At 67.0% G+C, this 12,495-nt stretch carries 16 protein-coding genes; 11 read left to right on the forward strand and 5 right to left on the reverse strand.

Annotated elements, in window-relative coordinates:
- Nucleotides 1–43 precede the first annotated feature (43 nt).
- Nucleotides 44–697, forward strand: coding sequence for a nitrogen fixation protein NifQ (locus tag D7006_RS01615; RefSeq protein WP_229645053.1), 654 nt, complete (start codon nucleotides 44–46; stop codon nucleotides 695–697).
- A 127-nt stretch (nucleotides 698–824) separates the two neighbouring features.
- Here D7006_RS01615 and D7006_RS01620 read toward each other — a convergent pair whose 3' ends face one another.
- The 4 genes from D7006_RS01620 to D7006_RS01635 all read right to left on the reverse strand — a co-directional run bounded on the left by D7006_RS01620 (nucleotide 825) and on the right by D7006_RS01635 (nucleotide 2,889).
- Entirely contained in the window at nucleotides 825–1,142 is a 318-nt protein-coding gene (locus D7006_RS01620) for a hypothetical protein (RefSeq protein ID WP_024281063.1), read from the reverse strand.
- Between the two features lie 52 nt (nucleotides 1,143–1,194).
- Nucleotides 1,195–1,449 carry a hypothetical protein gene (locus D7006_RS01625; RefSeq protein ID WP_237355307.1) on the reverse strand — a complete coding sequence of 85 codons (255 nt, stop codon included), beginning with the start codon at nucleotides 1,447–1,449 and terminating at the stop codon, nucleotides 1,195–1,197.
- Nucleotides 1,450–1,462: 13 nt separating this feature from the next.
- Nucleotides 1,463–2,323 (reverse strand): 3-mercaptopyruvate sulfurtransferase, encoded by an 861-nt coding sequence (gene sseA, locus D7006_RS01630; protein WP_229645054.1) that lies wholly within the window; start codon nucleotides 2,321–2,323, stop codon nucleotides 1,463–1,465.
- A gap of 104 nt (nucleotides 2,324–2,427) precedes the next feature.
- Nucleotides 2,428–2,889 carry a hypothetical protein gene (locus tag D7006_RS01635; RefSeq protein WP_169124966.1) on the reverse strand — a complete coding sequence of 154 codons (462 nt, stop codon included), beginning with the start codon at nucleotides 2,887–2,889 and terminating at the stop codon, nucleotides 2,428–2,430.
- Between the two features lie 383 nt (nucleotides 2,890–3,272).
- Between D7006_RS01635 and D7006_RS01640 the strand changes: the two genes are divergently transcribed.
- Together D7006_RS01640 and D7006_RS01645 are read left to right on the forward strand one after the other, a co-directional pair.
- The gene (locus D7006_RS01640) at nucleotides 3,273–4,901 is read left to right on the forward strand and encodes an FAD-dependent oxidoreductase (protein WP_237355308.1); all 1,629 of its coding nucleotides are present in this window, start codon (nucleotides 3,273–3,275) and stop codon (nucleotides 4,899–4,901) included.
- Nucleotides 4,902–4,996: 95 nt separating this feature from the next.
- Nucleotides 4,997–5,395 carry a Rieske 2Fe-2S domain-containing protein gene (locus D7006_RS01645; protein WP_237356834.1) on the forward strand — a complete coding sequence of 133 codons (399 nt, stop codon included), beginning with the start codon at nucleotides 4,997–4,999 and terminating at the stop codon, nucleotides 5,393–5,395.
- A gap of 129 nt (nucleotides 5,396–5,524) precedes the next feature.
- Here the strand turns inward: D7006_RS01645 and D7006_RS01650 are convergent, their stop codons facing one another.
- A complete protein-coding gene (locus D7006_RS01650; protein WP_029555923.1) occupies nucleotides 5,525–6,112 on the reverse strand; it encodes a hypothetical protein in 588 nt (195 codons plus the stop codon).
- 502 nt (nucleotides 6,113–6,614) lie between these two features.
- Between D7006_RS01650 and D7006_RS01655 the strand changes: the two genes are divergently transcribed.
- From D7006_RS01655 to D7006_RS01690, 8 genes are all read left to right on the forward strand, one after another.
- Complete coding sequence (locus D7006_RS01655) at nucleotides 6,615–6,935, forward strand: iron-sulfur cluster assembly accessory protein (protein ID WP_169124963.1); 321 nt, start codon at nucleotides 6,615–6,617, stop codon at nucleotides 6,933–6,935.
- 62 nt (nucleotides 6,936–6,997) lie between these two features.
- The gene (locus tag D7006_RS01660) at nucleotides 6,998–7,399 is read left to right on the forward strand and encodes a NifU family protein (RefSeq protein WP_169124962.1); all 402 of its coding nucleotides are present in this window, start codon (nucleotides 6,998–7,000) and stop codon (nucleotides 7,397–7,399) included.
- Nucleotides 7,400–7,448: 49 nt separating this feature from the next.
- Nucleotides 7,449–8,648, forward strand: a complete 1,200-nt coding sequence (gene nifS, locus D7006_RS01665; protein ID WP_237356835.1) for a cysteine desulfurase NifS — start codon at nucleotides 7,449–7,451, stop codon at nucleotides 8,646–8,648.
- A gap of 146 nt (nucleotides 8,649–8,794) precedes the next feature.
- A complete protein-coding gene (gene nifT / locus D7006_RS01670) occupies nucleotides 8,795–9,010 on the forward strand; it encodes a putative nitrogen fixation protein NifT (protein WP_024281053.1) in 216 nt (71 codons plus the stop codon).
- Nucleotides 9,011–9,016: 6 nt separating this feature from the next.
- Nucleotides 9,017–9,883, forward strand: a complete 867-nt coding sequence (locus D7006_RS01675; RefSeq protein ID WP_237355309.1) for an SIR2 family protein — start codon at nucleotides 9,017–9,019, stop codon at nucleotides 9,881–9,883.
- 356 nt (nucleotides 9,884–10,239) lie between these two features.
- The gene (gene nifB / locus D7006_RS01680) at nucleotides 10,240–11,814 is read left to right on the forward strand and encodes a nitrogenase cofactor biosynthesis protein NifB (protein WP_371745017.1); all 1,575 of its coding nucleotides are present in this window, start codon (nucleotides 10,240–10,242) and stop codon (nucleotides 11,812–11,814) included.
- Between the two features lie 24 nt (nucleotides 11,815–11,838).
- Complete coding sequence (locus D7006_RS01685; RefSeq protein WP_011995790.1) at nucleotides 11,839–12,063, forward strand: 4Fe-4S binding protein; 225 nt, start codon at nucleotides 11,839–11,841, stop codon at nucleotides 12,061–12,063.
- Between the two features lie 11 nt (nucleotides 12,064–12,074).
- On the forward strand, nucleotides 12,075–12,389 hold the full coding sequence (locus D7006_RS01690) for an iron-sulfur cluster assembly accessory protein (RefSeq protein WP_024281049.1): 315 nt from the start codon (nucleotides 12,075–12,077) through the stop codon (nucleotides 12,387–12,389).
- Nucleotides 12,390–12,495 lie beyond the last annotated feature (106 nt).

A 12,495-nucleotide genomic window follows, 5' to 3' on the forward strand; every position in this document is an offset into this window, starting at 1 on the left:
GCGGGCCTTTTCGGCCCGCGCGTGTCGCTCAAGGAGTGCCGCCATGCGCGCCGAAGAGGTCTATGACTGGTTGATCGCGTCATCGTCCTCCTCTGCTGCGGACGCGTTCGATGTTCACGTGGCGGCCTCCATTATCGGCCTCGCCTTCGCCGAGGCGGAGGAGGAGGGGCGGGACCGGCTCGATGCGGTCGGCCTCGATCGTGCGGCCTTCCTCGACCTCGCCGCCATCCTGTTCCCGGCCTGTGCCCCGGTGCTGGCTGCGCAGGTCGATCCGCGGGCGATCGAGGTGACGCCCGAAGAGCAGTCGGTGCGCGACATTCTCGGCATCTATTCTTCCGATGCCGGCCGGCTGCAGACCCATTTCATTGCCATGATCTCCCGGCGCTGCCAGTCTCCCCACCATCTGTGGCAGGACCTGGGGCTGAGGAGCCGCGCCGAGCTGCGGGAATTGATGACCCGGCGCTTCGCCCCGCTCGCCCGCAAGAACAGCCAGGATATGAAGTGGAAGAAGTTCCTCTACCGCATGGTCTGCGGGTCTGAGGGCTTCACGCTGTGCGCGGCGCCCGTGTGCTCGGATTGCGATGAATTCCACATCTGTTTCGGCGCGGAGGACGGGGAATCCCGCCTCGCGCGCAATGCACGAGCCGTGGCCGCGAACGGCAATGAGCCGATCGCGCTGCCCGAGGCCGCGGAATAGGGTGCTCTCACAGGCATCGAAATGACGAAAGGGCCCCGGCATGCCAGGGCCCTTTCGTCTTCATCCGATCCGTGTTCACCGACACCCAGGCCTTGCGGCCGCCCGGAAGCGCCGGCGTCTCAGCCTTTCACTCGATGCCTTCGCTGCGGGCCCGCCACATCATGGCGATGCGGAAGCGCTCGTTGATGGCGGCGGGGCTGGCGAGGATCTCCGCCTCGGCCTTCTTGAAGGCCGCCTCCACCGCTTCCGCCTCTTCCTTGGTGAGCGTCACCCGACCCGCGATGTGGGTCGCTTCGGGGTGCACCTCCCAGATCTTGCGGCGGTTGGGGTGCATCTTGACCTCGGTGAGGTCGAAGGCTTCGAGCTGGCCGTCGAACAGGATCGCGAGGCCGGAGACCTCGAGCTTGCGGCCGTCGGAAGTGGTCTTGATCAGCGTGGTCGCCATGTTGTTCTCCCGTTGGCTTTCACCGGTGTGTCATCTGCGCGCGGCGTGCGCCTCAGCCTTCCGGCGATGCGAGCCAGCTGTAGCCGCCCTGATCCCAGAGCTGAGCCAGGACCTGGTCCGAACTCCAGCCCGGATACTGCGACCGGACCGTTTCATAGTCGCCGCGGAACCGCTCCGCGTCCTCTCCGGAAATGTCCGCAACCATGCCGTCCGGCTTGAAGCGCAGGACGAAATGGGTCTGGTCGTCGGCACCGTGCAGCGTGAATTCGTCGCCGTCGCCGAGGAGCGTGAGGTCGTCGGTGGCCATGGTGCGCTCCCGCTCAGGCCGCCGCCGCGATGGGCGTCTCGTCCTTCAGGCCCCATTCGGCCCACGAGCCGTCGTAGAGCGCGACGTCCGTCTTGCCGATGAGGTAGAGGGCGAGCATGACCACGCAGGCGATGGTGCCGGAGGCGCAGCTGACGACGATGGGCTTCGCCAGATCGACGCCGGCGGCAGCGAGACGCGCCTTGATGGCGTCGGGCTGAACCAGTTCCCCGCTCTCCTCGACGATCAGGTCGCCCCAGGGCAGGTTGATGGCGCCGGGGATGTGGCCCTTCTTCTTCGCCGGGAAGACGTCGTCCTGGCTGCCGGCGAATTTGGCGGGGCCGCGCGCGTCGATCACCTGCTCCGCGCCGGAGGCGACATTGGCCAGCATCTGGTCCAGCGAGCGCACGAGGGCCGGATTGAGACTTGCGGTGAAGGTCTTGGGCTCGGGCCGCACCGGCGACATGTCGGAGGGGAGCTTCTCCTTCACCCATTTGCCGTAGCCGCCGTCGAGCATGGCCACCTCCTGATAGCCGAAGATGCGGAACATCCACCACACGCGGGCAGCGGCCGCGCCGCCGCACATGCGGTCGTAGACGATCACCTTGTCGCCGTCGCCGATGCCCAGCAGGCCCACCTTCTTGGCGAACTCCGCCGCCGGCGGCAGCATGTGGGGGAGGGGATTGGTCTTGTCGGCCACGGCGTCGATGTCGAAATGCACCGAGCCCGGCAGATGGCGGCCGCGATACTGGGTGCGGCCGTCCATGTTGGAGCTTTCATGCAGCCAGGTGCAGTCCAGAATCTTCACGTCCGGGGCCGACAGATGGTCCGCTAGCCATTGGGTGCTCACCAGCGGTCCGGGAAGAACGGTGGACATGACGCAAGGCTCTCCTGTGGCTGTGGGGCGGTGTTGGGGCGACGTCGCTTTGGGTGCAGTCGCGTCCCGGGGCGGGGTGCCCCGGGACGGCGTCGGGTGGGGGCTCAGCGCACCTTGGGCAGGCTGTAGCCGGGACGCGGATGGGCGTCGTAATAATCGGGGCGCTCGGGCCAGCCGCCCTCGGGATTGAAGGTGAACTTGACCACCTTCACCGGCGCGCCAGGCGAGCAGGACACTTCGGCGAGCTTGATCTCGCGCGTGCCCGGACCGACCGAGAAGTCCGCGACGGTCTTGCCGTCGGCGGTCACGGCACGGGCGAAGCCGGGGGTGCCCACCTCGCCCGCCTTCACCGCCGCATCCACGAAGCTCGGCACTTCCGAGCCGTCTTCCGAGGGGGTCGCGAAGGCCGGGGTGGCGAAGGTGAAGGCCGCGAGCTTGCCGCTGCGGTCCACCGGATGGTCGGCATTCACGGGCCGGGCGACGGAATAGAAGGTGAGGGTGCCGCCGGCGAGGGCAGCCTTGATATCGTCAAGGGAGGACGAGGCGAATTCGGACGCGACGAGCATTTCCAATCTCCGGGGCACTATCGGTCAAACGAACTGTCCGCTGACGGGATCAAGTTTCGTGCCAGCCGCCGCGAGGGCCGGCGCCATGACTTCGGCTTGTCTTGTGAACGTGCTGGAAGTCTTGCGCCGATGCGGGTTCGCGGCCGTGGACGGACCGAAAGACGGCGGATCGCCCGGAGGTAAAGGCGGGCGTCGTGTCGGAAATCCGTCGCACCACGCGGGAAATGCGACGCTGCCGAGGTGGGCGATCCCACAGGGCGAGGCCCAAAGCCGACCGTGCGCGCCGTCGCAGGGCGTGGGAAATGCCCGCAAGGCCATATTTCCCGGAACTGTGCGCGAATCTTGCAAGGGCTCCAATCAGCAAGATTTGCGAGGACTGTTCCATGCTGGATACGGCGATCATCGGCGGAGGGCTCTGCGGCCTCGCGCTGGCGCGGCAGTTCAAGAAACAGGAGCGCAGCTTCACCCTGTTCGAGGCGCGCCCCCGGCTCGGCGGTCGCATCCTCTCGGCCGTGGCCTCCAGTAACGGCGCGGCCTTCGATCTCGGTCCCACCTGGTTCTGGCCCGACACCCAGCCGCTCATTGCCGCCTTCGTCGCGGAACTCGGCCTCGCGTCGTTCCCCCAGCATGACGAAGGCACGGTGCTGCACCTCACCGAGGCGGACAAGAACCCCCAGGGCTTCGCGCAGGAGGTGCATGGCGGCGCGCGGCGGGTCGCCGGCGGCATGGCGCGTCTGGTGTCGGTTCTCGCCGAAAGCATCGGCGAGGATCGCCTGCGCCTCAACCACGTGCTCCACAGCGTGGAGGACAAGGGCGACCATGTGGTCCTGACCTTCCGGGTGGACGACGCCTTCTTCATCGTCGAGGCGCGCCACGTGGTGGTGGCGCTGCCGCCGCGCCTCGTCGCGGAGACGGTGCGCTTCATCCCGGAACTCGACAGCGCGACCTTCGACGCCATGGGTGCCGCGCCCACCTGGATGGCGCAGCAGGCCAAGGTGGTGATGGCCTATCCCTCCGCCTTCTGGCGGGTCGCCGGCCAGTCTGGCAACGCCTTTGTCACCCACGAGCAGGCGGTGGTCGGCGAGATCTTCGACGCCTGCGACGTCACCGGCGCCAAGGCGGCCCTCGGCGGCTTCCTGAGCTTTCCCCCCGATCTGCGCGAAGCCTTCGCCGACGGCCTGTCCATGCTGATGGACAGCCAGATGGTGCAGGTGTTCGGCTCGGCGGCGGAAGGCGGTGAGCAACTCTATCAGGACTGGGCCGGCGAGGCCTTCACCTGCTCGGCCCGCGACAAGGCGGAGCCGAGGGGCGAGCACGTGGCCTTCTCCAATCCCCTGCTGCGGCGGCCACTGTGGGACGGGCGGCTGCATCTCGGCAGCTCCGAGACGGCGACGCAGGGGGCAGGCTACCTGGAAGGCGCGCTGGAGGCGGCGCGACGCATCGACCGTGCCCTGTCGCGCGAGCGGGCGGAGGAGACGGGAGCCGTCATTCCCGAGGGCCTGCCGGTGAATGCCGCCAGCCTCGCCCGCTTCGCCAACTGGGTCGCCGGGCAGAACGATGCGGCGTTCGAGGCCTATCGCATCCGCCTCAACCGGGCGCTCGCCAGCCAGGACCGCGAGCAGCTCACCCAGAGGGCGATGCTGGGCGCCATCGAGGACATCTACGAGCGCGCGGCGGATCTCATCGAGACGCTGCCCTTCGACATGAGCGACGTGCCGGTGGAGAAGGGCCGCTCCGCGCTGATGGGCGACGTGCAGCTGCCGTTCCGCGACTTCATCCAGACGCTGCTCGACGATGTTGTCGCGTTCAACCGCACCTCCTGTGCGCTTTCCAACTTCCCCGGAGAGCATCACCTCTCGCGCGATTATGTGCAGACCATCCTGCGCGACGTCGCCGCCGCCTGGCGGGACTTCTGCCTCGCCGCCAACCGGCGCCTGCTGGCCAAGGCCGAGGCCGGCGCTCCCCTGACCCCCGGTGCCGGCAGCGGCCCGGTCCTGACGCGTGCATCGTGAACGAGGATAAGATGGAACCGACCGTCATCGACAACGAAGCCCCCCAGGATGCCCTCCCGGACGAGGCGGCCGCCGTCGCCTACGTCATCTGCTCCATGAGCGACATCCCCAGCCAGCGGGCCCGGGGTTTCGAGCTGATGCAGGTGGCGGAGGATGGCTCCGAGCAGCCGTTCAAGATCGTGGTTGTGCGGTGGGGCCGGCAGGTGTTCGGCTACATCAACCGCTGCCCGCACGACCAGGTGCAGCTGGACTGGGAACGCAACCAGTTCCTCGATCCCAACGGCATCCGCCTGATGTGTGGAAAACACGGCGCCCTGTTCGAGCTCGGCACCGGCGTCTGCCTGGAAGGGCCGTGCAAGGGCAAGAGCCTCATCCCGGTGGCCCTTACCGTGCTCGACAACGACATCTGCGTGACCGGCGTGACGCTGGCCGAGGAGGCGGATGACGACGAGGAGGAGATCACCTCCTGCTCGGACGAGGGCGGCGGCGTCTGAGCGGTGCGCACCTTATGGGAATAAAAATGGCCGGGCTTGCCCGGCCATTTTTTGTGTCGCGATGTGCTGACGGAGACGGCCCGGCGTGCCACCCGGTCCTGCCGGGCGGCACGGGGCGCTGGCCCCGGATCAGACCGGGCGGTTCTCGTTGCGGTTCTTCACCGGCTCCATGATGGAGACGCCCTTTTCATAGGTGATGATCTCGTAGTCCTCGTGCCACGCCGCGGCGGCGTCGAGCACCACGTCGGTCTTGCCACCCGTGTCCATCTTCTTGATGTCGTTCTTGTCGATGGAGAGGAGGTCGGTCATCTCCTTCCACACGGTGCTCTCGTCGCAGGGCAGGACGTAGAAGGTCTTGCCGTTGTGGGTGACGCGATACTTCGCCAGCAGGTCGATGTTGTTGCAGAACAGGAAATACTTTCCGTCGGGCGCCAGCGCGTCGCCGAGCACGTCGACCACGTCGGAGAGGAAGGCGAAATTCTGCAGGTAGCCGGCGAGCACCGGGATGGTGGACTTGCCCTCCTCGGCGAAGGTCAGCACCTGCTCCATGGTGTACTCCGGCGGGCGCTTCTCGTCCGCGACCTGCTGCTGGAACTTCAGCGCAATGTCGCCGCGGAAATCGAAGCGGCCGGGCTTGGTGGGCTGCTTGAGCACGGCATTCAGGAGTCGCCCCTCTTTATCCAGCCGGCCCAGGGGGGTGTTCTCGATCGCGGTCATCAAAAAGGTCTCCGGTTCAGCACACGACTGTTCAGACGGGTCTTGGGTTCAACACGGGCGCGAGCCGCGCTCGTCCCGGACAGGAGCGCCCGGGAGAGAGTGCCGCCCTCCGCCGAATGCCGTTCGGCGGGCCACCCGCGCAGGGGCAGGCGCTGCGCTTCATGCAAGCCCTTTGCCGCTTCGCCTGACGGGCGAGGCGAAACCCGCCGCCAGCGACAATCGGCCCCGTGCGGGCACCGGCCGAGGGCTGCCGGCAAGGCGCGGGAAGCCCGCAGGGGCACGGAAACGCGGGGCTCGCCTGGCCTCGCGGCGGGGTGCGCCTCGCCATTCCGGCGCGCCACGCGGGGGCGGCGGGAGTGGTCCGTGCCCATGTCCGAAACCGGACACGCGTCGCAAAGGCAACAGCTTCGATCCTGAAAATCGAAAGAAATCAGCCCGTTGCTGTCTGGCACGAGGCTTGCTGCTGTCCCGGCAGACCAGTCTTTCAAGCGAAGGTCGAGCAATGATCAATTTGACCGACAGCGCACTTCATGCGGTCCGCGACGCGATCCATGATGCCGATCAGCCCGTCAGCGGCCTGCGCATCATGGTCGAGACCGGCGGCTGCGCCGGCTACCAGTACAAGATGGGCCTCGTCACCGATGCCGAGCCCGACGACACCGTGGTGGAGCGCGAGGGCGTGCGCGTCTTCGTCGATAACAAGAGCCACGAGCTGCTCGCCGGCACCACCATCGACTTCGTGGTGGCCCTGGAAGGCTCCGGCTTCACCTTCGAGAATCCGAACGCCACCTCCAGCTGCTCCTGCGGCAAATCCTTCGGCTGACCGCCATCCGCGCGCCGTCCTCTGATGGGCGGCAGAACAGAGAACACAGAGAGGATATTGCGATGTTGGCCGAGACCGAAGCGCCCGCCCCGCTGAGCCGTGAAGCCCACCGCGAGGCGATCATCCGCGAGGTGATCGAGGAGATCCGCCCCAACCTCATCCGCGACGGCGGCGATTGCGAGCTGGTGGAAATCGACGGCACCAAGGTCATGGTCAAGATGACCGGCGCCTGCGTCTTCTGCAAACTGGCGAGCGAGACCATCGAGGGCATCCAGTCCAAGATCGTGGAGCGCCTCGGCGAGCTGATCCGGCTGATCCCCGTCGCCGGCGCGCAGAACAAGCCGCTGGTGAGCCTGAAGGGCCCCGGCCCGGCGCTTTCCGCTGCGCCCAAGCCCGCTGCCCCCAAGCCCGCCGCGGCTGCCCCGGCCGTTCCGGCGCCGGCGGCGCCGTCTCCCATCCGCTGACGGCCTGCCACACAGCAAGACGCCGCAGCCGACCCGAGGGGTGAGCGCCGTGCGCCCGGTCTATCTCGACAACAACGCGACGACGCGCACCGACCCTGCCGTCGTCGCGGCAATGCTGCCGTTCTTCTCGGAGCATTTCGGCAACGCCTCGTCCACCCACGCCTTCGGCGAGCATGTGGGCGAGGCGCTGAAGAAGGCCCGCAAGCAGTTGCAGGCCCTTCTCGGTGCCCAGTTCGACCACGAGATCATCTACACCTCGGGCGGAACGGAATCCGACAACGCCGCCATCCTCTCCGCGCTGGAGACCCAGGAGGGGCGGGACGAGATCGTCACCACCACGGTGGAGCACCCGGCGGTGCTCACCCTCGTCGCCCATCTGGAGAAGACGCGCGGCATCAAGTTCCATCTCATCGGGGTGGACCGGCAGGGGCGGCTCGACCTCGACGCCTTCGCCGCGGCCTTGTCGCCGAAGACCGCGCTGGTCTCCGTGATGTGGGCCAACAACGAGACCGGCACGCTGTTTCCGGTGGCGGATCTCGCGCGACAGGCCCATGCGGCGGGCGCCCTGTTCCACACCGATGCGGTGCAGGCGGTGGGCAAGGTCGCCATCGATCTCAAGTCCACCGAGATCGACATGCTGTCGCTCTCCGGCCACAAGCTGCACGGCCCCAAGGGCATCGGCGCGCTCTATGTGCGCAAGGGCGTGAAATTCCGTCCCCTCGTCCGCGGTGGCCATCAGGAGCGCGGACGGCGCGGCGGCACGGAGAACGTGCCCGGTATCATCGGCCTCGGCGCGGCGGCCGAGCTGGCGCTCGCTTACATGGAGGAGGAGCGCACCCGCGTGAAGGCGCTGCGCGACCGGCTGGAGCAGGGCATCCTGCAGCAGGTCAGCCATACCCTCCTCAATGGCGATGGCGACAACCGCCTGCCCAACACTGCCAACGTCGCGTTTGAATATCTCGACGGCGAGGCGGTACTGCACAATCTCAACAAGGCCGGCGTCGCCGCCTCCACCGGCTCGGCCTGCACCTCCGGCTCCACCGAGCCCTCCCATGTGCTGCGCGCCATGAACCTGCCCGCGAGCGCGCTGCATGGTGCGCTCCGCCTCTCCTTGTCCCGCGAGAATACGAGCGACGACGTGGACCGGGTGCTGGAGGTTCTTCCCGACATCGTGGCCCGCCTGCGCGCCATGTCGCCGGCCTGGGCGGTGGCCACGGGCGAGGCATCTGCCGTCGCAGATCATGTTTGACGCCGGACATGCCGGACGTCCGGCGCCACACCCTTTCGTGCTCCGTGCGGTGCCCCGCGCCCGGCGCGCATCACCAGCGTCCCCGTTCGGGCCTTCGGTCCTGCCGGGTCACAGCGGCGAGTAAAGCCCGATCAAGGAGCCAATAAATGAAAGTCATGATTCGCCGTTCCCCGGAAATCGGCCTGTCCATCTACGTCCCCAAGAAGGACCTGGAGGAGCCGATCGTCGAGTTCGAGCACGAGTCCCTGTGGGGTGGTTGGATCAAGATCGCCAACGGCTGGGTGCTCGACCTGCCCGAGATGGCCGAGGGAACCACCCTGCCCATCACCGTCAACGCGAAGAAGCGTGGCGAGGAGGAGTGAACTGAGATGAACATTTCCGTCGCCAATATCGAGACGCTGAAGCTCGCCGACGCCGAAGCCGTCCTGAAGGACGTGGCGGCGGAGTTGCGTGCGGACAAGGTCGTGCCCTATCTCGGGCCCGGCCTCGTCGCCCTCGGAACGCCCGCCATCCCGGTGACGCCGGAAGACCTTTCGGTCTTCTTCGGCACCAAGGTGGCGCTGCCCAAGCGCGCCAAGGGCAATTGCTGGGCCGCGGCCCAGCACATCGAGAGCATGAAGCACCGCAACACCGTCTCCGCTCTGATGGCGGAGGCGTTCGGGCCCGAAGTGGCGCCGCTGCCGTTCCACACTTTTCTCGCGGGCCTGCCCCTCGCGCTGATCGTGGACACCTGGTACGACGGCGCCATGCGCGGGGCCCTCGCCGGCCGTACGGACTGGGGCGAGGCGCAGGGCATCACCCGCGCCGGCATCGGCGAGGACCGCTGGTATCGCTTCTACGATCCGGCCGGCGCCGAGAGCGACCGCGCCACCGCGGAAGGCTGGAAGACCGTGCTCTACAAGCCGCACGGCAGTGCCGCCCCGGCGAAGAACTGGCTGATCTCCGACGCGGACTATGTGGAAGTCCTCACCGAGATCGACATCCAGACCCCCATCCCGGACGTGGTGAAGAACCGGCGCACCGAGCGCAGCTTCCTGTTCCTGGGCTGTCGCTTCCACGACCAGATGCTGCGCACCTATGCGCGGCAGATCTCCAAGCGCTCGCGCGCGCCGCACTTCGCCATCGTGGACGAGGCGACGCTCACCAAGAACGAACTGCGCTTCCTGCTGGGCCACGCCATCACGCCCATCGCCATGTCGCTGCCGAAGGCGCTCGACGTCATCATGTCGGCCTGATGCGGGCTGCGGCCCGGCGTGAACACTGAGGGGGAGCATGTCCGACACCGGGCATGCTCCCCTTGCTTTTGGGATTGTCGCCTTCGCCCGGGAGGTGGTGGCGGGCTGGCTTTCGGGCTTCGCATTGATCTCGATCAATTGCGCGCAGGGGCGGGCCGGAATTCGACGCCGGAGCATGTAACTTTTCCAACATGTCAGTCGTGTCGCGGCTCGATGTTCACAAGCCGACAGCCTGTCGGTCGCTCCTAGTCTCTTGATATATATCAGCTATTTTGTCTCTGATGGGCTGGCACGGCTGTTGCTCTTCCTTGGGCCAAGGATTTATCGGGATCCTGCTGCAAGCGAGGAGCAGATAGATGCACGCGTCGACACAGCAAGAAAACGCGGTTGGCCTGAACGCCGTCGGAATGGACGAGAAGCTGGCCGAGGTCATGCAGGCCAAGGCCGAGCACCAGGGCTGCGGCACCTCGGGTGGTTCGGGCAAGGCGAGCTGCGGCTCGTCGGCCGGACAGGGCGACCTGCCCACCGAGATCTGGGAGAAGGTGAAGAACCATCCCTGCTACAGTGAAGAAGCCCACCACCACTATGCGCGTATGCATGTTGCCGTTGCCCCGGCGTGCAACATCCAGTGCAACTACTGCAATCGCAAGTATGACTGCGCCAACGAGAGCCGCCCCGGCGTGGTCTCGGAGAAGCTGACGCCCGAGCAGGCCGCGAAGAAGGTGCTGGCGGTGGCCTCCACCATCCCGCAGATGACCGTGCTTGGCATCGCCGGCCCCGGCGACCCGCTCGCCAACCCCGAGAAGACCTTCAAGACCTTCGAGCTGATCGCGAAGACCGCGCCGGACATCAAGCTCTGCCTGTCCACCAACGGCCTTGCCCTGCCGGACCACGTGGACACCATCGCCGGCTTCAACGTGGACCACGTGACGATCACCATCAACATGGTGGACCCCGAGGTCGGCGCGAAGATCTATCCCTGGGTGTTCTGGAAGCACAAGCGCTACACCGGCTATGAGGCGGCCAAGCTCCTCACCGACCGGCAGATGCTCGGCCTCGAGATGCTCACCGAGCGCGGCATCCTGTGCAAGGTGAACTCGGTGATGATCCCCGGCATCAACGACAAGCACCTTGTCGAGGTGAACCGTGCCGTGAAGTCGCGCGGCGCGTTCCTGCACAACATCATGCCGCTCATCTCCTCCCCCGAGCATGGCACCGTGTTCGGCCTCAACGGCCAGCGCGGCCCGACCGCCCAGGAGCTCAAGGCGCTCCAGGACGAGTGCGAGGGCGAGATGAACATGATGCGTCACTGCCGCCAGTGCCGCGCCGACGCCGTGGGCCTCCTCGGCGAGGACCGCTCCGCCGAGTTCACCACCGACAAGATCATGGCCATGGAGGTCAATTACGACCTCGACAGCCGCAAGGCCTACCAGGCCCTCGTCGAGGAAGAGCGCGTCGCCAAGGTGGCGGCGAAGCAGGAGGAGCTGGAGGCTCTCGCCGGCGAGCAGAGCGACATCAAGCTGCTCACCGCTGTCGCCACCAAGGGCTCGGGCCTCATCAACGAGCACTTCGGCCACGCCAAGGAGTTCCAGGTGTGGGAACTCTCCACGGCGGGCGCCAAGTTCGTCGGCCATCGCCGCGTCGACCTGTACTGCCAGGGCGGCTACGGCGAGGAGGACAGCCTCGAGACCATCATCCGCGCCATCAACGACTGCCATGCGGTGTTCGTGGCGAAGATCGGCGGCTGCCCGAAGGCGGACCTCATCAAGGCCGGCATCGAGCCCGTCGACACCTTCGCCCACGAGTTCATCGAGAAGTCGGCGATCACCTGGTTCAAGGAATACCTGAACAAGGTGAAGACCGGCGAGATCGTCCACACCGCGCGCGGCGACGCCGAGATCCGGCAGGGCGCGCTCATCAACGCGGCCTGACCGGCGAAGTAAAGGAGCATCGCCATGACCCTCAAAATCGTCGCGTCGCAGTGCACGAGCTGCTCGGCCTGTGAGCCGGAATGCCCCAACGTGGCCATTTCGGAGAAGAACGGGACGTTCGTGATCGATCCGAAGAAGTGCACCGAGTGCATCGGCCACTTCGACGTGCCGCAGTGCGCGGCGGTCTGCCCGGTGGACGATACGTGCGTGATCGACAACGCGTATCCCCGCTACCAGCCCACCGCCTGAGGATCTGCGCGATGAACTTCACCATGACCCGCTCCGCCGCCCGCTTCATGCGCATGATGATCATGGCGGACGGCGGCCCCACCGCCGGCTTCCGCATGCATGTGACGCCCGGCGGATGCTCCGGTCTCAACGCCGACATCTCCGTGCTGCCCGAGCCGCAGCCCGGCGATGTGGTGGTGGAGAAGGACGGGGTGAAGCTGTTCCTGCCGGCGGAAAGCCGCCTGCTGCTCGATGGCGTGACCATCGACTTCACCGACACGGCCGCCAAGACCGGGCTCGTCTTCAACGATCCCAAGGCGACCACCTGCTCCTCCCACGCCCATTGAGGGCGGGGAGGGCGGCAACGTCTGATCACGACCCGGGGCGGCCTGGCGCCGTCCCGGCATTTCCGGGCCGGATTTCCGCCGGCACCAGGACAGGACGGGGACAGGG

This window comes from Xanthobacter sp. YC-JY1 (assembly GCF_021730305.1).
GTDB classification, from domain to species: Bacteria; Pseudomonadota; Alphaproteobacteria; order Rhizobiales; family Xanthobacteraceae; genus Xanthobacter; species Xanthobacter flavus.